This window comes from Pseudomonas corrugata, from assembly GCF_050920615.1.
Classification (GTDB): Bacteria; Pseudomonadota; Gammaproteobacteria; order Pseudomonadales; family Pseudomonadaceae; genus Aquipseudomonas; species Aquipseudomonas corrugata.
In genome coordinates this window covers 3,514,047-3,539,462 of sequence record NZ_CP130434.1, presented here as the reverse complement: position 1 = coordinate 3,539,462, position 25,416 = coordinate 3,514,047, and the positions used below count along the sequence as shown (strand labels likewise).

Sequence of the window (25,416 nt, the reverse complement as noted above, 5' to 3'; positions counted from 1 at the left end):
TGCCATCACTATGCCTCAGCCGCAGAGCGTGGTGAAGGAATTAGTGGCCATCATTGATACTTTGACTCACTTCCTTACCGGCATAACGGCAGCCGTACGGTTGGCTATTACTCAGGTAGGCGCAATTTGGCTTGAAAACAATCGAAGTAGGGCGGCGTCAACAGCAGCGGTGGGGCAGTCTGCTGCCAGTCATAACCAGGGAGCGTGCGGGTCGCCACACCAGTTGAGCAGAATGTGAGAAAGCCACGCTTACGAGAGCGTTGCACTGTAGTGTTTTATACTGTTTTTTGCTGAGCAATGACCGCTTCCGCGACCTGTATGGAAGCGCTCGCTTCTTTGAGCGGAACTTCACCTACTGAGAGGGAGCGCTCGATCAATAACTCGCTGCCCCTGTCTTTTAACAGCGCTTGTAACCGCTGAAACTCGCTACACCAAATAGTTTCAATATCTCGATCCCGGGTTTTGTCACGGTCACCGCTGAGAGCTACTGCACGAACCTGCAGACGACCATTGTCAGCCTTGCCGCCGACTTCTACGCCATAGCCGGGAGTGGCTACTTTACGCAGCACGACCTTACCAGTTTCCGCCCAAGCGGTCGCCATGCCTTCGCGTACTTCGTAGCCGAGGCTGGCCAATCCACTTAGCACGGCTTCGCGGCGGGCCAGGGCCGCCTCGGCCTGCAAATGGGTTGCGATAAAGGCTTCACACTGCTCGGTCAGTCCCGCAATCGTCTCTAGGTTGGTGACAGTACTACAGGTGCTGATTTGACTTAACAGCGCGGTATAGTCAGTACCTGCCTGTGTTTCCATTTCGCTGGCCAAGTCCTGTAGCCGTTCGAGGCTCTCTCGCTTGTTTTTGAAAGTACGAGTGGATGAGACCAAGTCGAGGACGAGACTGTCGAGCAGCAGATTACGCCGTTGCGATTCGGGTTCCGCCTCGGCTCTTTCCTGCGCCTGAAGGAATGACGCGGCGCTGTCGGTACCCTGCAGCAGCTGTAGTTCAGCGATGTGTCGGTTTATGCGTTGCAGGCGTATATCGGGCAAGGTTTCAGGGTGTCGGGCAGCCATCCATTCGCTCAAGGAGTTCGGAGTGTCATCGACCTTGAGTTGCTGTGCCAAAGCTCGCTGGGTTTCGCTGAGCGTCTCTTTCTGATCGGCCTTGGCCAATTGGGCGAAACCCGCAGCCAGCAGACGCTCGCCATCTTCCTTGATGATGCCGTTGGCCAATTGCGTGAGAGAACGCAACAGGTCTTGATCGGCGCCTTCGGAGCGCGCTTGCAATGCCTCGAGCAATGTTGCGGCGTTCTCCTTAAGGCGTCGTTCGCGTTGGCGTCGCTGAGCGGCACGAATAATCGCGCGTTCTTCGCGATCCTCCAGGTCTCGGCGTAGGTGCTCGATCTCGGCCGGTACGGCCTTCTGCAGCTCAGCAAAGCGCTCTTGCGCCAACAGGGCGCGCAGGCGATCGCGTCGGGCGAAGGTGGCGACGCGCTCCTGTTCGTTCAGCTCTCCGACCTTACTGGCTTGCGCCTGCCAACGTGCCAAGACCAGCTCCAGGCGTTGTAGGTGGCCTTCGCAGATGGCGATGATTTCTTCCCGGGTGACAATGCGAACGACCTTCGGACCACTCATAGGCAGGTTTCCGTATCGGCTGTAGTTGGCGTCTGTTGTGACGGGGGCGCGGCCTGCATGGCCTGTTCAATGGCTTCACGCAGGCGTGCACGCTCGCTTTCACCATTGTGATACCAAGCCTGTGACGAGACTCGGTGAATATGAGGGATGGCACGGTGCAGTACGGTCGGACGCCAGATTTCCCGGGCGCGGGCGCGCTCTAGTAGTGCGTGGCACGGGGCATCGCATTCGATGCCGATGCCGTATAGGCCCGTGCTTGCGTTCTCGATGGCGAAGTCGAGACCGAAGGCGTCGCCCTCGCTGGCAGGGGCGGCCAGCCAGCCCAGGGAGTGAATAAACTCGCCGACCAGTCTGACGAAACCATCACGGCGTTGGCCTTGTTCTCGTTGCTGGCCGTTTCGGTCTGTCTGCAGGCGCTCAAGCAGTTTACCGCTACTACCGAACTCACCCGCGGAGAGCGCGCGCGCGTACTCCAGATAGCCTTGCAAATAGTCACGCGGGCTGATCGGCGCGCGGTGTGTGTTGAGCATGTCGGAGATATCGGCGATCGGCATCGAGGTGATCATCACCACCTTGCGTCGTGCACGGGTCACCGCCACATTGAGGCGACGCTCGCCGCCGGTCTGTCCGAGTACACCAAAGCTGCGACGGAAGGTGCCTTGACTGTTGCGACCGAAAGTCGAAGAGAAGACGATGACGTCGCGCTCATCGCCCTGTACGTTTTCCACGTTTTTGACGAACACCGACATATCCTCGCCGTCCTCACTGCGTTCGCGCTCTTCGGTGTAGGCAGCACGGAAAAGTTCGTCCTGTTCCGCACGCTGCTCCAAGTGCTCCTCGATTAACTCTGCCTGCTTTCGGTTGAACGTGACCACGCCGACCGAGGGACGCAGATCGTAGGGTTGCTGCCAGAGTTCATTGAGATACTCGACGACACGTTCGGCTTCCTCGGCGTTACTCTGGTTCTGGTATAGCCCCCCGACCTCGATCAGCTCCAGAGGCTTGATACGCAGGATGTTCGCTTGCGGATGACGGACCGGGACGTTAAGACGGTTGCCGTAGAATGATGCATTGGAGAAGCCGATCAACTCGCGGTAGGCCGAACGGTAGTGGATCTGCAATGTGGTGTTGGGCAGGGCGGTGCGCGCCAATTGCAGCAAGTCAGGGCAGTCCTTGATCTCGCGACGGTTCCAGGTGTCTTCGAAGGCTTCGCGTTGTTCCTCGTCAGCGTCAGCGTCAGGCTCGTCGCCATCGAATGTTTCGGCTTCGTCGCTTTCGATGCGGCTGGAGAAAAAAGCAGTCGGCGGCATCTGTTTCTCATCGCCGCTGACCACGGTGATCTGACCTCTAAACAGGGTCGGCAAGGCGAATTCCACAGGCATCTGCGAAGCTTCGTCGTAGATTACGGTATCGAACAGGCCGGCCTTAAGCGGCAGCACACGGCTGGCCACGTCCGGATTCATCAACCATACCGGACGTAAGCTCATTAGGCCGAGGTGGCTGCCCAGTTCGATGAATTCGCGCAGGCGCCGCGAGCGCTTGCCCGTTAGTCGGGTGACGTCCTCCCACTGTTTGTGATTGCCCAGGCGAGTAAGGTCGATGCCGTTGGCGAGTAACTCTCGGTTGAGCACACGCATCTGCGCGTCGGCTTGAGCGAGGCTGGCCACCTTTGTCCGAGCCTCATCCTGACTGAACAGCAGTTCGGGGTGGGCCTGCTCAAGTCGATGTTTCCAACCTAGTCGCGCTTCGCGATTAAGCAACCGTCTTACGGCGGCCTCCAGTTGCTCGGGTGCAATGCCGTCCAATTGCTCCTGGCGCTGTCTCAGCAGTGCGAGTAGCTCCAGATCCAGCTCGGCCAGCTGACTAGCGCGGCCACGGAATGACTGATAGGCGGCGAGAAACGGCTGCGCCTCATGCAGGCGATCAAGCGTCAATTGATTGTTCAGGTTGTGCGCGATGGCGTGTTGCAGTTGTTGCACCAGCTCATCGCCCAGCCAATCACCGAGCACTTTGAGCTGGTCAAGGCTGGACTGGCGGACCCCGTGGCGCATCAACGAGGCGTCGAGATTATTGAGAAGCGCCTCGAGGTGCTGCTTGTCTCCAGCCAGGACGGCCTCGTCGGCTTCCTCAGGGCGCGGCGATTGCGCTATGGCGTGGGCCAGCGCCTGGATCTCTAGTAGGTGGCGGATGTCGCTCTTCACTGCGCTGACCAACTCCAGGCAGGCTTGCTGGCTCACGGTCTCCAGCTCAAGTACCTGATGCAGTGTCGCCAACTCGGCGCGCAGAGGACGCCACTGAATTTCCAGGTGGATCGCGGCATGCAGAGTCGGGAGGACATCAGCAGCGAGACTTTGCCCTTGCTCTTGAAGAAAGTTGCGCAAGCGCTTGCGCCGCAGCAGATGCAACGGGTTGATGTTCGCCAGCCAGGTTCGGGTAGCCATGACTTTGGCGCAGTCGTGCTCCAAATGCCTGAGTGTCTTGCTCTCAACCAGACTCAGCGCTGGCGATAGCGTGGCTGCGAAGTGGCCCTGGTCCAGCTGACCGAGCTGCTGATCGAGCTGGCGTAATTCGCCGAGAATCGACTCACCTCTCGGCGCCTGGCCGACTTCGCGGCTGCGGAACAATGGCAGCCAGCGCGCCAAGCGTAGGCGTTGCTCTTCTTTCAAATCGAGCAGAGTAGCGACATGGGACGCTATCCAACTACGGTACGGCGTCGGATCGTCAATTTCGAAGCTGGCCGAATGCGTCTGCAGCGTTGCCTGACGGTTAATTTCGGCCTGGGTGAAACTGTTCAGGTTGTCAGTGAAGGCCTGCAAGGTCGCACGGTCGGCGGCGAATGGCTTCAACTGCTTCAACAGGCTGCCTTCGAAGCGAGAGGGTAGCCACAGACGTATCAGAGGGGCGCAGTTTTCCTCTAAACGCGTCAGGCTGGCGAGGTCCAGTGTTACCAAGCGTTGACGTAAGGCCGGGAACTCGATTGGCTCAGGACCTGCCTCCAATTCAATCAGCTCGCCGAGCAGTTGGCGATAACTAAGACCGGTGCTTTCATCGAGACGGTGCAAGCTCTGGTGGAAGCGGTCGAGTTCACCCTCCAGGGCTTCGATACGGGCAGCGATCTGCTCGCGTTGTCTCTGCCAGCTTGGCGGCCGAGTGCCGTCGGCGAACAAACGCTCCAGCTGTTCGCGGATGCTACGGATAACCGGCTCGCGGTCGCGGTTGACGTCATTGAGCATAACGATGCGTTGGCCCAGACCTTCAGCCACCAGGCGTTTGTACACCACTTCTAGCGCGGCATGCTTCTGGCAAACAACAAGCAGGCTGCGCTGATGGCCGATGGCGTCGGCGACCATATTGACGATGGTCTGGCTCTTACCTGTACCTGGCGGCCCCTCAACAAGTAGCCCTGGACTATGTCGTGCCTGGATCACCGCCGCTTCCTGGGACGGGTCGCTTGCAACAGTGAAGAACCGCTGCAACTCGTTTGGTGGTGTCTCAGGCACAGCTGCATCGGCTGCTTTGAGGCGCAATGCAGTTTCCAGGCCGGTGCCGACAGGCGACAGATTCTTCAGCTGGCGCAAGTCTTCGCCGATCGCCTGCCCCATGAAAGTCACATGAAAAAGTACCGCAGCGCATCTCAGTTCATCTTGGTAAGGAGCAATTTCCACGATACTGGGCGGTAAGCTGCCGAGCGCCCGCGAGCGGATGGTAGCGAGCATACCGAAGGCATCCATCACATCCGCCGCGCGGATCGACGAGCGACCTAGTAGTTCATCGGCGGTCTTACGCCAGCGCTTGAAGGTTTCAGCACCGAGCACGCTTTCCAAGGCAGGGTTGAGTCGAATTTCTTCACGCTCGCTGTCAAACGCCAGGGCGGCGTGCCCACGGCTGCCCAGTTCAAGCTGCAGCTTAACCGGCCACAGCAACAACGGGATAATCCGCGTACGCGTGGTACCGCGTGCATCGCGGTTGAGCAGAAATGGGAAACCCAAATAAAGGCCATCGATACCGGTGTCGCGTTTGTACAGCGCGCTCTGCCGGTACAGGGCATGCAGGCGTGATTCCAGTTGGCTGTTGAGCTGGAAGCTTTCCGGGTCCAGGTTCACCGCATTGGCATTGCGTTGCAACAGATGGTCGAGCAAGGCCGCAGCCGGACTGCGTTCGCTGTTCAGTTCGTTGACGTCAACGCGGGCGGTGGTCTTACCAATGCTCATGCGCACCAACGGACCGCGCATCACGGCGGTCACTACCTTCTTCTCGAAGAACTCGAGGATCTGCGACACATACTGCTGTTTCTGTGGCTCCAGCCACTGGTTGGACGGAATGGCCAGCAGCACCAACATCTGAGCCAATGGCATGCGCCGCTCCAGACGGAAGTGCTCGGCCCATTGGTCCACTGTTGCCACGCCGGAGCGGGCGAAGCCGCGAATGCGCTCATCGACACTACGGTACAACTCCAGACGTGAATGCAGCAGCAGTTCACCCGCAGTCTCAGTATCGAACCAGCTGACGTCGGCGGTCTTGGCCAGCTGGGCGGCCTCTTCGATGATCGAGCTGGCCGAACGAAATTGGCTAATCGCGGCACTGAGCAGCACAATTAGATCCTCTTCCGCGATTACCCGGCGCTCTGAAAGTGACAGCAGCCCCGGGTGATCGGTGTCGGGAAGTAGTCGTTGGCGCTCCAGCCACTGCGTCGCCAACTTGGCACGCGAGGTCGATAGCAAGTAAATCCGCAACGGCTCCTCGACCAGCTCGATATGTTGATGCAAGGCACGCTGACGGACGTTTTCCGCACGGGTCTTCAGGCGCGACAGCCAATGGTCAGTCTGTAGCTGCTCGAGCAGGTCTGGAACCGAACCGCTGATCAGGCGATAGCCTTCCAGGGGGTGTTCCAGCAACCATCCCGGGGTCACGATCTCGCCGCGATGGATTAAGGGGATTTCTGGATTGAGAGCCTTCAGTGCCAGCATCAGGCGGAAGTCGTCCTCGATGCCTTCGTGTTGAACGATCTGACGCAAACCTGCGACCAGGGAAGGCGCCAAGCTGACCTGCTCGGCCCAGGTCACTATTACCCCACGAAGCAGGTGGTCGAGGGCCTGTTGCCAGTTGTCCGTCTGTGCCGCTGCAAGGGCGAATACGCCGGGCAAGTGATAGCGGCGCTGTCCTAACTGCAGCGTAGCGCCTTCGCCCTCATCATTCTGTTGAACGGAGGAGGGCGGTGCCTCTACCGCAATACCGTTAAGCCAGGCCTCGACCTGCAGCCATTGCCAGCGCTGGTGGCGGTCGCGCGCCAACAGCCCACGCAGCAGCAAATGGAGTTGCGGGTCGAGGTCGTCGGGGATCGGCACGCCGTTTGCCAGTACGTGGATCAGGAAGGCATTGGCATTGATGCCACTGAAGCAGGCACCCTGCGTCAGTTGCTCGAGCAGAATCATGCCCATGCTCCACCAGTCTGAGGCCGCTGCAACGCCGCCTGCAATGGCCTCTGGCGCCATGTAACGACTGGTTTCTAGGGGCGAGACGATATCCAGGTCGAACTCCGACAGGCGTGCCGAGCCGAAGCCGCTGATCACCAGGTCCAGCGGTTCGCGGGAGCGAACGAGAAGGCTGGCGGGGCGCAGGTCGCGATGGCGCAAGCCGGCCTCATTGAACACATGCAGCGCCTGGCCCAATTCGCTGACTACGTGACGTACGCTGGCGTTATCGCGAATGACGCTGCCAAGGTCAGCCAGGGTCCCACCGCTAAGTTCCTCAATAACTTCGTAGGCGCGATCATTCCAGCGACCGGTGACGATGATCTCGGGTACATGCTCGCGAGGCAACCGGCGTATCACATCGTAGATCACCGGATCCGGCTCAGAGCCGGATCGATACAAGGTCAATACCGCTTGTTGCGCGGTTTCGTTGTGCTCGACGAGGTAGCGCTCACAAACGCCGTCGGTGTTGCTGATTTCTCGAACAAAGCGCCAGCCATCGATCAGGGTTTCCGTGACTGCTTCTGATTCGCCGCTGTCTGGCACGGAAGCGGAAGGTACCGATTGCGCGAGCTCGCCGCCACATTCGTGGCACATCAGGTCGCCTAGGTCCATCGGGTGACCATTTTCACAAAGCAAGGCCGTTGCGTTGTCCGGTGCTGGGCTCACTCTAGCGATGGTCTCCTGAGTCGTGATGGCCTGGGGGCGCCATCCTTCAGGGTGGATGGGTTCTCCAGCGAGATCCCAGCCACAGGCCATCTCGAAGATGGATCCCTCGCAGAACATCTCCTGAAGCGAGCGCTCGGTGTTGCAATTGGGGCAGAAACGAATCATGGGGTACTCCATTCAGCGGCGTCGCGATGCGTGAGCGCTGATCTGTAATTGATGGCCCTGGTCCTGCAGCAGGTCGCGCAAACGCAGCAAATCACCGCGCCGAGGAATACCGGCCATCCACACGCTGCCCGTCTCGTCGAACATTAGGTCGAGTGCCTTGTCGGTGGTCATCAGTAGGCGTTCAAAGTCGCCCAAGCGCGCCCGACCCAAGGGGGTAAGCAGGTTAAGGCGTTGGTTGTCACTTCCGCGCAGAGCCATAGTTTGGCTGAGGGCTTCGTCGTAGGGGTCGCTGATCAACGCATCGATCAGGCCGTTGGCCTGGCGCAGTTGGTCGTCGAGTTGTTCCAGGGAATAACCGCTGTAAACGAGAATATCGACCTGACTAAGACGACGCAGGCCTTGGAGCAGGCGGATCAAGGCATCAAACTGATCGAACGGTTCGCCGCCTGAAATCGTGATGCCGTCTGCAACGTCCAGCCAGGGCGTAATCTGATCCAGCAGTTGTGCCGTCGACAGTCGACGCTGCCCTGGCCCCCATGTATCGGCAGAAATACAGCCAGGACAGCGGATGCTGCAGCCTTGAAACCAGATGCCCAGGCGTCGGCCGGGGCCTAGGGTAGTGACCGGGAAATGCACGCGCGACAGGCTCAAGTCCATGCTCAATGACGTTCCATCATCAGTCCACTACTAGTCAACTCGGTGATCGTGAAATGTTCACCTGGCTGCGCATCCTGGTCGAACAACGCTCGCGACAATGGGTTGAGCAGGCGTGCTTCCAACTGGTTGCGGATACCCCGTCCACCGTTGGATAGGTCCTGCAAGCAAAGGCTGTGCAGGGTTTGGCGTGCCTCGGCTGTCAATTCGATAAACAGCTCCTGCCCCTGGAGGTCGCTAAAGGTAGCGTTGACCATCTGCTCGAAGATTTGTACGGCGACATCCTCGCGGATAAAGTCGAAGACGATGATGTTCTCGCCAATACGATTGAGAATTTCCGGTCGGTTAAGCACCAGCTTGAAATGCCGGTCGATCTCGCTATGCACCTTGCTCTGAACCTGCTCGAAGGCCTCGCCAGGCAGCACGTTAGCCACTCGTTCGCCGTTGTCGCCTTGACGGTAGATGCCCAGGTTGGAGGTGAACACAATCAGTGCTTCAGAGAAGTACACCCGATCTCCGCGGCCGGAGGTGAGTACACCGTCATCAAGGATCTGCAGGAATTTGTCGAGGATACGGGGGTGGGCTTTTTCAATTTCATCGAATAGCACCACGCTGAACGGTTTCTCCCTAATCGCATTGGTCAACTCGCCGCCGACGTCATAGCCAACGTAGCCGGGCGGTGCGCCGATCAAGCGCTGATCGGCATGTTCAGCACTAAATTCTGACATGTCGAAGCGTATATAGGCGCTTTCGTCGCCAAACAGCAGGCTGGTGATGGTCTTGGCCAATTCAGTTTTGCCCACCCCGGTCGGGCCGGCGAGGAAGGCCACGCCCCTGGGCCGATTGCCCTTGCGGCTGGCGCCGACACCGGTCATCGTGCGCTTGACGATGTCGAGCATGTGAGTCACGGCATGCTCTTGGCCTTTGACCCGCTGGTGAACGATGGCGTCTGCCTGGCGAATTCGCTGACGATCAATTTTTAGCCAAGGGTCTTCGGTAACACCGACCTTATAGCGGCGCACGGCATCGGCGATCTTTTCCATAGGTACACTCTCTACCCGTGCCAACTGCGCGATGGCACTGAGATCGAGCAACAACAGCCCCTCAGTGTTTTGTACAAACGCTTCAACAGCCTGGGTAGTGGTTTCTTCGCTGACGCCCTGACTACCTGTGAGCGCTTTGAGCAGAGCGGGCGCGAGTGCTCGGCGGACAACTTGATCAGGTTTGGACACCGGGATATGGCGAAGGCGTGGGTTGTCGACCAAAAACCAATCAGGTAGATCACCTTCCTTTTCCACTAGCCAGATCAGAGAGTTAAAGAACGGTTTACGCAACTCAGTCGCAGGACGGCTACGGGCCTGATGGGATTGCACCAGAGCTTGGGTGAACAGTTGGTGTTCAGCGGCGTTGAGTGAATCGTTGCGCATTACTAGGCGCGAAGCGAAGTCAACCAACAGCGCGACGGGCTCGCCGGTTCGGCCCACCAGGCGCGGTAAGGTGGCGCTTAACAGATCGATGCCTGCTGGCGCGACCCCGTCAATTAGGGTCAAACCAAGTTCCTGCATGAATGTCTGGCCAGTTGCAGGATCAGTACCGGGCTTACCAATGAACCGGAAACCGGATACCGGGTCCCAGACAAGCACGTGGGCATAGCCTGCATCGAGCAGGGCATTACAAAGGGTCTGATTGAAGCTCTGCGCGGTTACTGTCCCAGGTGTCACTTCGCTTGCTTGCAGATCGCGAATGTTGCCTGACAGTACGAATTGGCTCTTCAGCGGCAGGAAGCGCAACAGGTCGCGCAGCCAACGTGGGCTTTCAAATATCTTAGTCCCTGACATATTTCAGCTCGTAACGTTCGGCGGATACACGCAGGGTATTGCTCACTGCAGGTATTTTCCAGCCCAACTCAACCAAAGCTTTGGGAAATGATAGGGGTTCAACCAGATTGGTCGCTGTGTTCGTCCTCGGAGAATCGACGCTGGATAGAGGGGCGATCAATATTCTTGCTTGAGCAAGATGGATTTTCGAAGGCGATCCCAAGTCAAAAAACCGCAATGGGAAGCGGGCTTGGGTTCTTACCGGTTTTCGATAAATCGAGGCAGTTCTGACGAGTAGAGCAAAGTTCAGGACGAGGACGACGTATTGTGCTTCGGTTTCAGGACTATCGCGCCATCTACCATCTCGATAGTCGACTCGTCCCCAAGGCCCAAACCTAATCTCGCAAGCAATTCTGGTGGCAGATCAACGATGACGTCGCCAGTTCCATCCACGGTTTCCTGGCATTTGACTGTCCAGCGTTCGTTTTCGCTCATGATCGTTTGACTCTCATTCCATCGTAGGGGACGTTTCATTATGCTCATGCTGAGCTCTACTCGGACGGATATTACCGGCCGGTCATGGACGGTCGCTGCCTGTCGCGAAAGGTGCACGGCAAATGCCGAACAAGAGGGTGCCCTATGTTTGCTGAAATTCTGCGTGAGAATGCCTATGGTGCCTACCGGGTACGGTTGGAAGCACTTCTCCAAATCCCCACGGACGCTTCAGATCGGGACATCCACGAACTGATCGAAGCTGGTTTCTCGGCTGGTAATGTCAAAGCCCTTTGCGACTTTGGCAGAATGAGTCCGCTAGAGCGCGACCAAATATTTTCGCCCAAAGCTCTCAAAACCAGGCTGGCGCGCGGCCAGCGATTGACGGTGGACGAGAGCGATCGCCTGTTTCGTGTTGCACACATCATCGCCATGGCCCAGACGCTCTTCGGAGACGACGAAAAGGCCAAGCACTGGCTCTCCAAGTCCAAGGATTGCTTTTCGGGTAAAAGCCCAATTGCGATGCTTTCAACCATCCAGGGCACCCGCCGGGTTGAGGAGATGCTGATTCAGTTAGCAGAAGGGTTGGCATTCTGACTCTATGGCGCATAAGCACTTTGCAGATATGACAGGCCGCGGGGAGAGGCTGGTCAACGGCAGGTGACATATCGCCGGAAAACCAGTCGCCTACCTGGCCGGCACGCCATCAGGGCCATGCTGGAGATTCTCGTATACCTTGAGATTGACTAGTGGGCTTCCCCGGAAACCTCAAGTTGCTCAAGGTCGATCTACCTGACTCCTTACGAGACGCCAGACAACGCTCCGCAATAATTCGACATCACCGGCTCCGAGCTAAGAGTTTTGGTCCGTATTGATCTCACGCCGAATACGTTCAAACAGCGAGTCTAAATCTGTATCTGGATCGAGGAGCAAAAAACTCTCAAGGAGGAGGGTAAGCGGGTGCACCCCCATTCTGTCGGCAAGCTCCGATGCCTTTTCCAATGTAACGTTCTTAAGGCCGCGCTCAAGCGTACTGAGATATGTCCTGCTACTGACGATTCCAAAATCTTCTTGGGTCAAGCCCCGGCGAAGCCGTGTGTTACGTAACGCAATGGCGAACGCTTCCTTCAGTTCCATTTTGCTTAATCCACAAAAGGAACGATGAAGCCTTTTTGAACTCTATAGAGCTACAATCTATAGTGTTCATTTTGAGAGAGATTTATGCCCGCACTTCAGATTAGCGCCCGTCAGTTATCTGCGACGAGTAATGAGCACAGTCCTTCAACCATGCTTATGGTCGCGGTGGCGAACGTTGCTCAGCCGGAGCAGGGGATAGAGATAATCAAACGCTTCTCCGGCCAACAACTGATCGACCTGTTCAACGAAATGGATCGGCCTGATTCAGATAAGGCCATCGTTGGTGTCCTGCTGACAATACCTCCAAAACTTAACGGCTCTTCGCGATGGATCGCTGAGAATGTCTTTGATTTTGGCCGAGTCGAGCTAAGGTTAGCGGATGACGCTTGCTTAGATACATACGCCTACCGGCTTGCTTCAAAAGCTGTATTCAGAGACAACGACAAGGTCGACCCAGCAGATATCCTGGGCTGGAGATCACTCTATAAAACGTCCAATGCGGATGGTGACGTTGATCCAGAGCTTGTCGCCCATCAAACCTGGTTGTCTATCGTCATCACTCGAATGGTCAACGCAGTAAATCTACCTGATGAGGAGGATGCCCCTGAGTAGTTGTCGGCTCTCCATTGGTACTGTAGCTCAATACCAAAGGAGACCTTTTTGCAGATCAAACCGGGGAGGAGGGTACGGATACTTCTGGCTTTCAAACTTATCGACCTCCACGCCAATCATCGCTGCCAGCAATAGGCCACGACGAGCGCGACGACGAAGCCCCCTTACCCAACAGCGTTCACGAGAGACGGCCATGAAAGGAAGACGTAAAGTCAAAACGTCTAAGTGGTTTTTAAAGGCTCAATTTGAGGCCGAAGCTCAGCGCATAATGGCAAATAGATCTAATGAAGCTGCACATAGATTTCTTGATGCGGCCTCGCAATTCGGAATAGAACATGAACCTACTGGGCGCCTTGCGGGTGGCTAGCATAACCCTAATCCTCAAGGTGACCGCGGCTCCACACGCCTATTTTCGACGCATTACATGTGGTCAGATAATGCCCCCTGGATGCATAGACAAATCTGAATTGCCTAGCTGACAGCCTAACCCTCATCAAGCGCCCCAGCATTTCTTCCGATATTGAGAGACCCATGCACAAATCAGATCTCCCAACGCTACTCACTCGGACTATCGAGGTAGTGATCCGCGCGGGGCAGCTACTTATTGCGGAATGGGCGAGGGTAAATGGACCACGAGGGAAGGGCGATAAGGCCACAGTAGACATAGAAATCGAACGCGTTCTACGCCAGCAACTTCTAGGACTTTATTCTTGTGACTTCTGGGGCGAGGAAACCGGACATAGCCTCACGGGACATTCCTGGTGTTGGGTCGTCGATCCTAACGACGGTACGAGTGATTTTCTCAAAGGTCTCAAAGGGTCTGCCATTTCTGTCGGCCTTCTGCATAAGCAAATTCCGGTATTGGGGGTGGTCTACGCACCAGTCACTGTTGAGGGCTCGCCTGATTGCATCGCCTGGTCCGAAGGACTACCCGATTTGTTACGCAACGGACAGCCAGTAACAAGTAAGCTTTCTGGGCTGGCGTTGTCGAGCAGCTCCTACGTGATGGTGAGTGCCGCCGCGATCTTGAAGCCAGAGATCAATTGTGAGCTGTGCACCCCCAGCAGTTTTGTTGCGATGCCCTCAATTGCCTATAGGCTTGCAAAAGTCGCCGCAGGAGATGGAGTCTGCGGAGTTTCTCTGTACGCGGTTTCCGCACATGACGTCGTTGCAGGACACGCATTGTTGCGAGGTGCAGGTGGCATTTTGCTCGATGAAAATGGCGAGTCAATTTTCTATGTAACTGAAGCAAGCATGCAGACGGTCTCAAAACGCTGCTTCGGGGGATCAGAAATCGCGTGTCGAACATTGGTGGCTCGAGATTGGAATCGTATTTTCACAGTGGTTGGGAGCCAAGCTTAAACCGCAATAATTAACTTCGGCGTTTACAATCAAGTCATAGCGATATTGGCGCCTGAAGTGTTAGGCACTTCGCCCGCTGCACACCAGCAACGCTTTGTGCAGCAGAAGCGTTGAAAGGTAACTAGGAAGCATCCCATGACAATTGATCCCGATAAAGATGTCAAAGCTACCGCGATCGAGGCATTCACCCACCTCACAAATTCCCCAGCGCTCTATTGATTGTCAGAAAACGTACTAGCAAATGGCCTTGATAATCGTTGGGCAGCTACTAGCCTCGACATCAGATTCGTTGCTGCGCCAAATGGAAAGCGAGCGGTTGCAACAAGTACGCGGACCTGGACAGCCCCATCGATTTGACCGAAGCCATCAACGGTGGAACGGTCGGACAGGACGATCGCAAGGATCGGACGAAGGAGACGCGGAAAGTCTGATTCTGAATAACCTGGGCACAACATCGTGAGGACAGGAGAGCGCAATGAGTAGCCGAAGCAATACTGCGATGTTGAGATTTGATCCGGCGTTTGCATCGTTGCGCGATGGCCTTTCGGTCGCTCAGCAGATTGGCAACACACTTTGGGTGGCTAACGACGAAACCACGAACCTGGAACGCCTGACAATCCAAGACACTGCGCCTGGCGGCGTCGTGATGTGCGCTGAGCACGAATCGTTTCAGCTCTTAGAGTACCTGGACCTGCCCAAACCAAACCAAGCCGCCGAGATCGATATCGAAGGGTTGGCCTATGCACATGACAGTGGTTATCTTTGGGTGGCGGGCTCCCATAGTCTGAAGCGAAAGAAGGCCGAGGTCGACAAGCCTGCCCAGATGAATGTCGAGCGGCTATCGACGGTAGAGGCGGACGGCAATCGCTTTCTGCTGGCCCGCATCCCTGTGGTTCAGCAGTACGACCGCTATGCACTCGCCAGGAAGGTGGACGCCGATGGACGTACGGCGGCGCAGCTGCATGGCAACCAGGTCGGAAACGATCTGACCACGGAAATTGCTGAAGATCATCAGCTACGCGACTTCCTGCGTATCCCGGGTAAAGACAACAGCTTAGATATCGAAGGGTTGACGGTGATCGGCTCGCGCCTTTTGCTGGGGCTGCGTGGACCGGTCCTTCGCGGCTGGGCCCTGCTGCTGGAGATCGAGCCCGAGCTGAGCGACGACTCGACTGAAATGCTGGTGCTCAAGAAGATCGGCCCAGATGCGCGCCACTACCGCAAGCACTTCTTTGCGTTAAACGGCCTGGGAGTGCGTGACCTGTGCACGAGCGGCGACGATTTGCTGATCCTGGCGGGGCCCACTATGGACCATGACGGTCCGGTATCGGTCTTCCGCTGGCGTGGTGGTTTCACGTCCGACGAGCAAAGCGTGGTCTTTACGGATCAATTGGAGAAGGTGTTGGAGGTGCCTTTCGGACAAGGCAACGATCATGCTGAGGGCATGTGTCTGTTCGAGTCGGGCGAGCAGCGTGGGGAGGTTCTGCTGATCCTCTACGACTCCGCGGCGAAGAGTCGTAAACACAACGCTACGGATGTGGAAGGGGATCTGTTCATCCTGAATTAGTAGTACACCTCGATGTTATCGCGGCCCGAAGATCAGCTTGCATCGGTCACACGTCTTACTCCAACAAAAAATGAAGTATTACCTAAAAATCAGGTGGTGATGACTGCGAAGTTAATACAGACCTAGCATTTTTCACACCTGCATGCCCTATGCGCGACAGCTTGCCAGTCCACCAACTTGAAGGGAACTTGGAGGAAACCATGACGCCTATCATGATCAACGGCATTACGATAAATACGTCCGCTCCCAAAGTGATGCTTGCGGCGCTTTCACTTAATAACGCGACAGCAACCGACTCGGACTACGTGCTCGTCCAAACCTCTCACCCACTAAAAGCGGCCGAGCGAACTGAGCTTGCTAAGGCAGGTGCTCATATTCTCGAGGCCGTCCCCGGCGCATTGATCTGCCACTTCCCCGGAACCGATCTGGCTAAACTCCGAGCGTTGTCGTTTGTTAGCTGGGCAGACGTTTACCCGAACGTCGTAAAGATCGGACCTCGGCTTCTTCAGATTCCGCCAAAGCAGGGAGGTGTCGAGGCTGCTGCAGCAGTTATTGCAAGAACACCAGCATTGGATTCTGACCGGATTACGGTCGATGCAGTCCTGCACTGCAATGCAGATGTTAAGAATGCGGCCAAGTGCATCGCCGAAGCAGCACATCTTCATGAATCGGAATTGTCTATCCAAGGCAACAAAATTCGGTTAACCCTCAAGCGTCGTCGCCTGTCCGATGTTGCGGCGGTTGATGATGTTCGTCACATTGAAGGCGTTGTCGCTCGCAAACTCTTCAACAATATTGCGCGGACAATACTGGGCATTGAAGACCCAAACACGAACACAGCGATCCCGTACACCGGTCAAGGGGAGCTCATTGCAATCGCGGACACTGGTTTTGATCTCGGTTCGACTACGGACGTACACGCCGCATTTACAGGCAGGGTGAAGAAACTCTATGCATTAGGGCGCGCTGGAAGGAAGGATGATCCCGACGGGCATGGGACGCATGTCGCTGGAAGTGTGCTTGGTGACGGCATTTCAACTTCCGATGGACCTGTCAAGGGAACGGCACCTAGCGCAAAACTCATCTTTCAATCGGTCCTTGATGATTCAGGTGGCTTGGGTGGATTGCCTGACGAACTTGAGCAACTGTTCACAACGCCCTATACATCCGACAAGGCACGTATTCACACGAACTCCTGGGGGAGTGTAGGAAATTTTGGTCAGTATGATGGTCAGGCAAGGGCCCTCGATAAGTTCGTTTATGAGCATCGCGATATGCTGATTTGCTTTGCCGCAGGCAACGAAGGTACTGACCGCGATGCTAATGGACAGATTGATCTAGGCTCAGTTGCTCCCCCAGGCACAGCGAAGAATTGCCTGACCGTTGGTGCGAGCGAGAACAGTCGCCCAGAACAGTTCCTGACTTACGGGCAAGGATGGCCCGCAGATTTCTCTGCAGATCCCATCAAGTCCGACAGAGTGGCCAATAGCGCTGAAGGCATGGTTGCTTTCAGCAGTCGGGGGCCTACAGCTGATGGGCGGATAAAGCCGGATGTCGTTGCTCCTGGCTCGTATATCTTGTCCACCAGGTCACGCGCCACGAGGTCGGAAGGATGGGGGCTCAGCGACGACCCACTCTATATGTTTGAGGGAGGCACCAGCATGGCCACCCCTCTGGTTGCAGGTTCAGCAGCGGTTGTGCGCGAGTTTCTACGAGTGGAGCACAATCTGAAGTCGCCGAGTGCAGCACTAATTAAGGCGCTGATCATTAACGGGGCATATTCCCTGGCCGGTCAGTACCAAGCCTCCGAAGCGGGTGCCTCTCCCAATAACAGTCAAGGTTTTGGACGAGTCGATGTGCATGCAATCGTGGCGGCGGATGGGACAAACAAATCAATTCAGCTTCTTGACGAAGATATGGCTTTAGACACTGGAGAAAACCAAGTCTTCAATGTTCCGGTGCCCATCGATGCAAGTCAGTTAAAGGTCACCCTTGTATGGACGGACCCTCCAGGGGAGGGCCTACAAAACGACCTGGATCTTTCTGTAGAGATTGGGGGCGACGAACGCCACGGAAACATGAGCCCAAGCTCATTGGACTTCGATCGAACCAACAACGTCGAACAGGTGTTGTGGAAAGACGTGCCTGGCGGCACAGCCAACATTACGGTAAACGCATTTTCCATTGCTTTGGAGGAGCAAAGTTTTGCACTTGTAGTACGTTTTTGTTAGGCGCTTTAGAGTGCCTGAGCGGGTACAGATCCAAGTTGTATGAAAGCGCTGTAGAGGAATTTGGCTATAAGAGTAAGTGCGAAAATCGCGTGCCTGCGCAAATGTCAGATCTGCTGAATACTAGTGGCTCCCCCGGTGTCAGGATAGTTAACGATTGCAGCGGTTCAGACAGCGAGGTCAGTTGTCCAACACCAGGAGTGCCGCCGTCTCGGCCAGTGACTTGTACTTGGGGCGCCGCTCGCACTCGACCTGTCACTAAGCCTGTACAAACTGCAGGCCTTTGTACAGGCCTGACACCAAACTGCAGGTACGTATTGACCCGCCGCCGCAGCACCAACTGGCGCGGTACCTCGCGGCGGCGCTGGGTAATCGTCCGGCCGCAGGCCACGATGTCACTCAGGACGCCTCAACACAGCAGGCTGTCGATGCCGATATCTACGACGAGCTGACACTTAGATACAGCGCATTGCACAGCGCATGTGCAAACCTAATCGCCGGACTGCGCGCCGCCGGTGACGACACACAGCGAACGGTCTAGTTGCGCCGCGCTCTAGGCTGGGGTGTGACGTCGATTAGCAAGCCCGCAGATCGCGAGGCATTGTTTGCTGCTCTGTGCGGCAAGATGGCATCTGCCAGCGCAAGTCGGCTGGCTGACGTCGCTGAAGCAACCGCCAAGGCGCTGGAAGATCGCCTCGGTGGCGCACCGAAGCCTGCCGAATTGGCGACTCGCGCGCGGATCGGTGCGCCGCTACACGACCATGATGAGCGCAAGCGCGAACAACAGCCCGATGGGATACCGACGTTGGCGCAGGCGATCGCCAACCTGGCATCTCCCCAAGGCAAACTGGCGATTCTGGCCTGCTGGTCGCGGATGACGCTGCTCGGTAGCACGCAGCTGGAAGTGCAGCGTGATGAACCGGCGCTTGAGATAGCTGGCTGACCGTCGTGGCGACCGTGCGGCCGCCGCTGGCACGGCTTGAGGCATTACAGCTGGCGCTGGCTGCTCCACTCGTCGCCTGGAGCAGTTCGCCCGCAGAACCCGTGGCGCGCAGGGGAAGACAACGTCGTGAGGGCTAACCTGAGAAAGCGGAGCGCAGCCTCAACGCTGCAAATGTCCCTGCGGTTCGACGTGATGGAGGAGGCGAACCAGCCACCGGCTTGAGCGTGAGGCCAAGCGCGACCTCGAGCAGATGTGGCTCACGGGACGCTTGGCCCAAGACGATAAGACCATTGCCGACTTTCGCCAGGATAACGGTATGGCCATTCGCAGTGCCTGGCGCCAGCTGCATCAAAGGAAGGGATGGCCTAGGTGAACGTGGGATCGATATCGCCTGTGGCGACGATGGCGAAGCCCTGCGGCCCGAACAGGGTGTTCTGGGCAGTCACCTGCACGACATAGACGCCAGCTGGTGCATCGAAGGCTACCTGTTCAACGTTGTTGGTGCGGTCGAATTTCTGCCAGCTCACTCGCGATAGTTGCTCGTTGCCCGGGCGCGGCATCCGCGCGGAGTCGACCACGATGAGGTCGAGATTGTGCTGCAGCCCGTGTGCAGGCGGATCGGTCCAGGCTAGGGTCACCGACAGGCGCGTGCTCGAACGGCAGGTCACTCGACGTCGCCACACCGCGCGCTCGGGTTGGTCGGCCTTCAGCGCGTTGGCGTCGCTGCTCGCAATGTCCTCGAACGCCATGTCGAAACCGTTTTTGGGGTACACACGATCCAGGTCCAGCAGGCCGAAGCCCTGGTGGAAGTTCGGTCGTCCCACGGTCGTGTCAATCGCCGACTCCCGCTCAAGCCAGTGGCAGCTGTTGATCAGGACTGCCTTCAGCAGCGCGGCTGACGGTGTCGGCGTGTTGCGCTTCTCGATGAACCAGCGGCGCAGCAGGGCGGCGCTGCCGGCTACCGCGGGCGCAGCCATGCTGGTACCGCTCATGTAGCAGTACTTGTCGCCGTGGCCCGGGAAGGGCGTGGTTGGCGACGATGCGACGCTACGAGCGGAGACGACGGCGGTGCCCGGCGCGACGAGGTCAGGCTTCACACGGCTCTCGTCCGTGGGCCCACGACTGGAGAAAGCCGCCAGCACGTCCGGTACGCCGCAGATCGGCTCGTCGGCTACTATCGGGAAGGTTGGCGCAGGGAAACGGCCGGCCCAATTGCGCCAGATCATGCCCTCGTAGGCGCCATCGCGGCGTGGCGAGCACGATGCCCCGACCGAGAGCGCGTTCTTGGCCGTCGCTGGCGATTGCAGCGAATTGAAGGCAATACGGCCCAGCCCACCATCGGCCCCAGCCTGCTGCCCAGCATTGCCCGCAGCAATAACAATGAGGAAGTCGGGGTGCTCATGGACGAACTGGTCCACCTCGTAGGCGTCGATCGTGTAGAGCCCGGCCGCCAGTGCCCCCCACGAATTGTTGTGGATGCGCACGCCTTTGTCGTAGGCTTCTTGGAACAGATCGTTCAGGTCGACGGGGATGCCGCTGAACCGACCGCTTGCGTCGGCGAGCACTTGCACAAACAGCTCTGCCGCCGGCGCCACACCCAGGATCTCGTGGTCGGACGCGGCACCGTCGCCCGCAATGATGCCGCAGACATGGGTACCGTGGCCGGCGGGATCGCCCTCGACGGCGTTGGTTGCCAGGAGCACTACGTCCTTGATGCGCGTCCCGATATCGGGGTGCGTACGGTCGACGCCGGTGTCCGCGACGCCAATGAGTTCACCCTTGCCCTGGGTCGGGCCCGGCACGGCGGCGTCGGCCGCTGGGGCGTGTAGACCGGCGCGGACGAACTGTGCGTCGATGGTGGGATAGTGGAAGCGTTCCACCACCGAGATTTGCGGCACACTGCCCAGGTTCTGTTTCACCACTTCCTCGGTAGCGCCGTCTGCGAGCCAGAGGCGGGCGCGGTTGCGGCCCACTTCGACCCGCATCAGACGCGCGTCGGCCTTCAGGGCCGCCGCCACTTGCGGCAAGTCGCGTTTATCGTGGCATTTGATGTCGAAGATTACCTCTTCCTGCGGCCGCTTCGGACCCACCACTTCGATTTCCTCCACGACTCGCAGGCGCCGAAGCGTCTGCTCAGAGGAGAAAGGCACAATCCGGCGCACCTCAGGGCGGAGCATGAGGTCCGCCCTTTGCTCCTTCGTCAGCTTTACCTTGTAGGCGAACTCGGGAACGTAACCGCCAAACGCAACGCCGCCGGCTGCAATCTCGGCCCGGAGCTGGTCACTGAGAGGACCGTTGAACTGGACGACGTAGTACTCAGGGCTCTGCTGCGCGAGATCCCGGTATTGCACGGGCTCCTCGGCGTTAAGCGCCTCGGGCGGCGTGGTGGTAGTGCCGGGTTCTAGCCAGCCGATCGTCAATTCGCGGTCCGCGGTGGGCAGGACCTCGACGATCTGGCCCAGGCGCTCGAGTTCCTTGATGTCGCGGGCTTTGAGACGACCGAGCCGATACGCACCCTGTCGCAGGAATTGCCCGTGCCGCAGGAGAGCAGCCTCGGTGGCCTTCACGCCCGAGCCGCTAGTCGCCATGACGCTAACCGGGATCAGATCCGGAACCTTAACCATATCGTCTACCCTCACTCGCTGTAGTACTGCGACACTCCGTCTTCACCGGTCAAGAAGTCGGGCAGGTGTGCAAATGTCGCTAATCGGCCGAAGTATCCCGGGTCGTCCACAATGGTCAGCGCGTCGAGGATGATCGACGCCACTGGCGCCACCTCAGCCAACGCTTCGAACTCGTCGTCGGCCTGCAGGTCTAGCTCGATCTCGGCGGCTTCGTCGGCGAGGGGAAAGAATGCCGCCCGCGACCGCGCCCGTTGGATGTCCGACATCTCGTCCGCGAGGATCGACCGCGCGAAGTCGAGCGTGACGTTGTTCAACGGCGAGGCCGGGTGGTTGAGGTTGAGCCGCTTGGCGCGTCCGCCCACCGTAGCTGCCTCGCCCGCGGCGGGCGCGATGCCGGCAGCCGTCATCAGGTCCGCATCGCCGTACCGCGCGTGCCCGGCCACCACCACCAGACGCACATTGGCCTCGGTCGCAGCTACCAGCGAGCTGTACGGATCGCCGCCCTTGTCGTCCACGACTAGCAGGTCGGCGTAACGGCCTGCCGCTAGCACACCCAACTTCTCGCCCCAGCCAGCCGCCTGCGCAGCCTTCACAGTGACGCCCTCGGCGATAGCGCGATCGGTCAGATCGGCACCCTGAGCATCGGCGACACGCCGAGCGACTTTCATCTCCAGTAGGATGTTGCGGCTTCCGGACGGCGTCCAATCGCTCCCTAGCGACAGCGATACGCCCGAGGCCAGTGCGGCCTTGAGGTCCAAGGTTCGGCCGTAGAGGAGCAGGTTGCTTAGCGGCGACCAAACCACCTTGGCGCCGACCTCGGCCAGCCGGTCGAAGTCTGGGCGCTTGAGGGCCACGCAGTGGATCGCCAGCATTTTTTCCGAGAGCAGATTGTGCTCTTCGAGCAGCTCGAACTGGCGGTGCGCATCCGCATCCTCGCCCTCCGCAAGGTGGAAGAAGAACGGTGCCCCTGAGTTGATTAACCCGCGAAATTCGTCGATGTCCTTGGGCCGTGCGGTCAGGTCGCCGACGCGGTGGCGGGCGGCTTTCAGATTGGGATCGCCTGTCACCTCGAAGTTGCGGACAATGCCGCGATAGAGCGATTCCCCGCGGAAGCGACTGATCATACCCTGGCCAGAGGTCACACCGCCCATTAGCAACTTGGCCTCGACGTAGCGGACGATCAGCTTGATAAGATCCTTGCGCTCCTGCGCCAGGATGGTCATTGGAATCGAGATCAAGCGCCGGTAGTCGGTGAGGCCTTGCCACTGCGAGCGATTGTCGAAGCGTCGGTTGGCGTTCCATAGTGGCAGGATGTTGTAGGCAAGGTGGTTATGCGTATCGAGCAGACCGGGAACAATCACACCTGCGGTCTCGATCTTCGCCGCAGCCTCGAAGCCCGGGGGCGGCGGGGCATCGCGGTCCTGCACTCCCAAGATCAATCCAGCCTTCAGATACACCGCGCCGTTCGGGATCGGATCGCCCGCCATCGGCACGACTTTGCCGAAGAGGATCAAGGGCGGTGCCGATGGCGCGGCGGCATCGAGCGCCTCGACTTCCAGGTCAGGCTGCGGCGGCGCCATGAAGTCGGCCAGCAGCCGTTCTTGGGTTGCGCGTTCGGTCAGCGGATCGGGCGGCACGGCCGCCGCCGCGCCCAGCGGTCCTACAGCACCCACCTCGAGGGCGCGCAGCTCGGCGCGGTAGTCACAGGGGCCGATCCTGTAGAGTTCGTTAGTGCAGAACACGCATCCGCCGCGCGGGCGCTCCAGCCGTCCGGTATCCGGGCGGAAGCGGATCCGGCCCGCGGCCACCTCCTGGCGAAGCTGTTCGATAGTCTTCGGCAGGGCTACCTTGAACTGTGCCGGGTTGGCCGAGGCATGTGGCATGAACAGCACCCGGGCGTCTAGAACCGTGCCATCGGCCAGGCGGCCGTATTCCAGTCGGATCTCCCGCTGGGCCAGTTGATCCAGGTCTTCGTCGGGGCTCGGCGCGCCCTGGGGACGGAAGTGCGTCTTGAGCGCGGTGATGAAGGGTCGCGCAGTGGTGGCGCTGAATACCAGGATCACCGCCGGCAGACTCTGGAAGAGCTGCCGCAGGAAGTGGGTTCGTCCATAGAAGCACTCCGCGACGATCCCCTGTTCGCGCTTCGTCCCCATCAATGGCAGGTCCGGCGCCTGCGGATTGGGTCGTGAGGTCCAGCGCGCGGATGGGCAGGCCACCATGTTGGCGTAGCTCAGGTCCTCGCCGACCACGAGTTTGCCGGCCGGCCAGCCTTCGGCGTCGGCCAAGCCGTCGAGCAGCGATTGGTAGGCCAGGTACATCGTCACCGGATGGAGCTCGACCGGGATCTCAGTGCCTTCGGGTATCAGCGGCTCCGCCACGCCTGGCCCGTCCTGGCGTCCGGCCAGGGCCGCCACGTAAGCCGCCTCCGGCATGCGCAGCTTGGCTGTCGAGCGATAGCGGAAGTAGTGGGCGTACTGGAGATAGTCCTCGAAGTACGGATTGAGCGCGTTGTGATCCCACCAACTGGGCAGGTTGGGATTGATGCCGACGCACATGATTGGCGCCTTGCGGCAGCCCGACAGCACCTCGGGCAAGAGGGGCCGCTTGCCGCGGTACACAGCGGGCTGGATTACGCCGGGCGCGGGCGGCGGGCCCGATTTCGCATAGTCGAAGCTATGGTGTAGTCCCCACTCGGCGAAGTGGCCGCAGGGATGCGGCGCAGATCCTGAGTCGTAGGTTCGGCGCAGGCCCTGGCAGGGCATCACGTCCAGGACCAGTTCCACCTCTGTCGGAAGCGCACGGACTTTAATTTCATCCATTTCAGGCCACCATCGCCCAAACGCCAATGGCGCTGTTGACGCTCGTCCAGTAGCCGTAGACCTCGTAATACCAGACCGCCCAGTGCGCCTGCATGTTCAGGGCACGGCGCATTCGTGGGTCGATGTCGGTCAACTGGCCGTCGGGCAGACCACCGTTGATCTGCGGATCGGAGGCGTTGCGGATCACCAGCCAGTTGGGCGCGAGCTTGCCGGCGTCGCGCAGCTCCTGAACCACCATGCCCAGGACGGCATCGCCCATCTCTACCCCACAGCCCTGAAGTTGAAGGTCGTTGGTCGAGGTTCCAAACTCGAAGGAATCGGTGGTCAGGATGGGGTGGAAGGCCGGGAAGTCCTCGCCGTCCAGCCGCAGTTTCGGCTTATTCGGATGGCCCTTGACCAACCCGCCCTGGGGCCAGGCGTACTTGGTAGTTGGTGGGCCGAACCCTGGCTCCGTAAGCTTGGCGGCGTGCATGTCCAGCAGAGTTGCCGCCTGGGCCAGTCGGGAGGTCGGCAGATTGTGGTTGGACGTGTACCCGGTGTGGGCGAACGCCTCGTTGGCGAACTCCTGCGAGAGCCTGAACTTCGCTCCCCGGGTGATCATCACATCGCCAAGTGCATGGGGCTGCCAGTTCTGACCGTCGATCGCAGTCTCTCCTGTCGGTGGAAACGTCGCGCCCGCCGTGCCGACGGTGATGACGAGCGACGGGTTCACTTCCTTGATTATCTGGCGGAAAAGGTCCGCCACCGGCAGCGTTGCTTTACCGGGTGCCGTGCGTATGCCGTCCTGATTGAGGTGGAGCTCGGACTTGAAGAGCAGCAGCTTCTTGCCCGCGATCTCGGTGAGGTAGTACGAACCTAGCCGTTTCGCTGCGAGGGCCGGCGCGCCCTTGCGGATCTTGTTTGCACTTACATAGTCGCTCTCAAACTTGTTTGCATAGCGGTACCAGCTGTTGCGGCCGACACCCGGCGTCAGCACGTCGGCCAGGGCTTCGACCTCGGCGACCGTCCACGTCACCACCAGCACGTCGGCATGGGGCAGTGGGGTATCGCGGTCCGGTTCCGGTATGATCGCCTTGGGCTGGGGCGCCAGGCCCGGAGGCCAAGGCAATCCAAGATCCAGCTGGGCGGCCGCCGTCGTCCCCGGATCCAGGCGCGGGCCCAGATCCTCCACCGTCAGGCCGTAGTCGATCATTTGGCGTTCGAAGTCGGGTTCGATGAATGGCATGGG

General features: G+C 58.7%; 14 protein-coding genes and 1 pseudogene. 7 read left to right on the top strand and 8 right to left on the bottom strand.

What is annotated here, in order from left to right:
* Positions 1–275: 275 nt before the first annotated feature.
* The 4 genes from QZH45_RS15890 to QZH45_RS15875 are packed head-to-tail and all read right to left on the bottom strand — an operon-like array spanning position 276 to position 10,425.
* The gene (locus tag QZH45_RS15890) at positions 276–1,628 is read right to left on the bottom strand and encodes a hypothetical protein (RefSeq protein WP_432783380.1); all 1,353 of its coding nucleotides are present in this window, start codon (positions 1,626–1,628) and stop codon (positions 276–278) included.
* Positions 1,625–7,933: an AAA domain-containing protein gene (locus QZH45_RS15885; protein ID WP_432783379.1), complete on the bottom strand. Its 6,309-nt coding sequence runs from the start codon at positions 7,931–7,933 to the stop codon at positions 1,625–1,627. Before QZH45_RS15885 ends, QZH45_RS15890 begins: the two co-directional genes overlap by 4 nt.
* Before the next feature lie 12 nt (positions 7,934–7,945).
* The gene (locus QZH45_RS15880) at positions 7,946–8,590 is read right to left on the bottom strand and encodes a 4Fe-4S single cluster domain-containing protein (protein WP_095128403.1); all 645 of its coding nucleotides are present in this window, start codon (positions 8,588–8,590) and stop codon (positions 7,946–7,948) included.
* A gap of 2 nt (positions 8,591–8,592) precedes the next feature.
* Positions 8,593–10,425 (bottom strand): AAA family ATPase, encoded by a 1,833-nt coding sequence (locus QZH45_RS15875; RefSeq protein WP_432783378.1) that lies wholly within the window; start codon positions 10,423–10,425, stop codon positions 8,593–8,595.
* Positions 10,426–11,043: 618 nt separating this feature from the next.
* On the opposite strand from QZH45_RS15875, the gene QZH45_RS15870 reads away from it, so the two are divergent.
* Complete coding sequence (locus QZH45_RS15870) at positions 11,044–11,493, top strand: antitoxin Xre/MbcA/ParS toxin-binding domain-containing protein (RefSeq protein ID WP_432783377.1); 450 nt, start codon at positions 11,044–11,046, stop codon at positions 11,491–11,493.
* A gap of 255 nt (positions 11,494–11,748) precedes the next feature.
* Here the strand turns inward: QZH45_RS15870 and QZH45_RS15865 are convergent, their stop codons facing one another.
* Complete coding sequence (locus tag QZH45_RS15865) at positions 11,749–12,033, bottom strand: helix-turn-helix domain-containing protein (RefSeq protein ID WP_095128399.1); 285 nt, start codon at positions 12,031–12,033, stop codon at positions 11,749–11,751.
* Positions 12,034–12,117: 84 nt separating this feature from the next.
* Here QZH45_RS15865 and QZH45_RS15860 point away from each other — a divergent pair, with 84 nt between their 5' ends.
* The 6 genes and pseudogenes from QZH45_RS15860 to QZH45_RS15835 form a co-directional block, all read left to right on the top strand.
* Positions 12,118–12,645: a hypothetical protein gene (locus QZH45_RS15860; protein ID WP_432783376.1), complete on the top strand. Its 528-nt coding sequence runs from the start codon at positions 12,118–12,120 to the stop codon at positions 12,643–12,645.
* A 531-nt stretch (positions 12,646–13,176) separates the two neighbouring features.
* Positions 13,177–14,007 carry an inositol monophosphatase family protein gene (locus tag QZH45_RS15855; protein WP_432783375.1) on the top strand — a complete coding sequence of 277 codons (831 nt, stop codon included), beginning with the start codon at positions 13,177–13,179 and terminating at the stop codon, positions 14,005–14,007.
* Positions 14,008–14,482: 475 nt separating this feature from the next.
* Positions 14,483–15,574, top strand: a complete 1,092-nt coding sequence (locus QZH45_RS15850) for a DUF3616 domain-containing protein (RefSeq protein WP_432783374.1) — start codon at positions 14,483–14,485, stop codon at positions 15,572–15,574.
* Between the two features lie 200 nt (positions 15,575–15,774).
* Positions 15,775–17,805 carry a S8 family serine peptidase gene (locus tag QZH45_RS15845; protein ID WP_432783373.1) on the top strand — a complete coding sequence of 677 codons (2,031 nt, stop codon included), beginning with the start codon at positions 15,775–15,777 and terminating at the stop codon, positions 17,803–17,805.
* A gap of 622 nt (positions 17,806–18,427) precedes the next feature.
* Complete coding sequence (locus QZH45_RS15840; RefSeq protein ID WP_432783372.1) at positions 18,428–18,745, top strand: hypothetical protein; 318 nt, start codon at positions 18,428–18,430, stop codon at positions 18,743–18,745.
* A 196-nt stretch (positions 18,746–18,941) separates the two neighbouring features.
* A pseudogene (locus QZH45_RS15835) lies at positions 18,942–19,088 on the top strand (IS5/IS1182 family transposase); the annotation flags it as partial.
* A 22-nt stretch (positions 19,089–19,110) separates the two neighbouring features.
* Here the strand turns inward: QZH45_RS15835 and QZH45_RS15830 are convergent.
* Genes QZH45_RS15830 through QZH45_RS15820 form a run of 3 tightly spaced genes read right to left on the bottom strand, consistent with a single transcriptional unit; the run spans position 19,111 to position 25,413 of the window.
* Positions 19,111–21,369 (bottom strand): S8 family serine peptidase, encoded by a 2,259-nt coding sequence (locus tag QZH45_RS15830; RefSeq protein WP_432783371.1) that lies wholly within the window; start codon positions 21,367–21,369, stop codon positions 19,111–19,113.
* An 11-nt stretch (positions 21,370–21,380) separates the two neighbouring features.
* Complete coding sequence (locus QZH45_RS15825; protein WP_432783369.1) at positions 21,381–24,188, bottom strand: amidohydrolase family protein; 2,808 nt, start codon at positions 24,186–24,188, stop codon at positions 21,381–21,383.
* Between the two features lies 1 nt (position 24,189).
* On the bottom strand, positions 24,190–25,413 hold the full coding sequence (locus QZH45_RS15820; RefSeq protein ID WP_432783368.1) for a hypothetical protein: 1,224 nt from the start codon (positions 25,411–25,413) through the stop codon (positions 24,190–24,192).
* Between the last annotated feature and the right edge of the window lie 3 nt (positions 25,414–25,416).

Coding starts and splice junctions, on each gene's coding strand:
- QZH45_RS15890 (WP_432783380.1), bottom strand. CDS start 1,628: ATGAGTGGTCCGAAGGTCGTTCGCATTGTCACCCGGGAAGAAATCATC.
- QZH45_RS15885 (WP_432783379.1), bottom strand. CDS start 7,933: ATGATTCGTTTCTGCCCCAATTGCAACACCGAGCGCTCGCTTCAGGAG.
- QZH45_RS15880 (WP_095128403.1), bottom strand. CDS start 8,590: ATGGACTTGAGCCTGTCGCGCGTGCATTTCCCGGTCACTACCCTAGGC.
- QZH45_RS15875 (WP_432783378.1), bottom strand. CDS start 10,425: ATGTCAGGGACTAAGATATTTGAAAGCCCACGTTGGCTGCGCGACCTG.
- QZH45_RS15870 (WP_432783377.1), top strand. CDS start 11,044: ATGTTTGCTGAAATTCTGCGTGAGAATGCCTATGGTGCCTACCGGGTA.
- QZH45_RS15865 (WP_095128399.1), bottom strand. CDS start 12,033: ATGGAACTGAAGGAAGCGTTCGCCATTGCGTTACGTAACACACGGCTT.
- QZH45_RS15860 (WP_432783376.1), top strand. CDS start 12,118: ATGCCCGCACTTCAGATTAGCGCCCGTCAGTTATCTGCGACGAGTAAT.
- QZH45_RS15855 (WP_432783375.1), top strand. CDS start 13,177: ATGCACAAATCAGATCTCCCAACGCTACTCACTCGGACTATCGAGGTA.
- QZH45_RS15850 (WP_432783374.1), top strand. CDS start 14,483: ATGAGTAGCCGAAGCAATACTGCGATGTTGAGATTTGATCCGGCGTTT.
- QZH45_RS15845 (WP_432783373.1), top strand. CDS start 15,775: ATGACGCCTATCATGATCAACGGCATTACGATAAATACGTCCGCTCCC.
- QZH45_RS15840 (WP_432783372.1), top strand. CDS start 18,428: ATGGCATCTGCCAGCGCAAGTCGGCTGGCTGACGTCGCTGAAGCAACC.
- QZH45_RS15830 (WP_432783371.1), bottom strand. CDS start 21,369: ATGGTTAAGGTTCCGGATCTGATCCCGGTTAGCGTCATGGCGACTAGC.
- QZH45_RS15825 (WP_432783369.1), bottom strand. CDS start 24,188: ATGGATGAAATTAAAGTCCGTGCGCTTCCGACAGAGGTGGAACTGGTC.
- QZH45_RS15820 (WP_432783368.1), bottom strand. CDS start 25,413: ATGCCATTCATCGAACCCGACTTCGAACGCCAAATGATCGACTACGGC.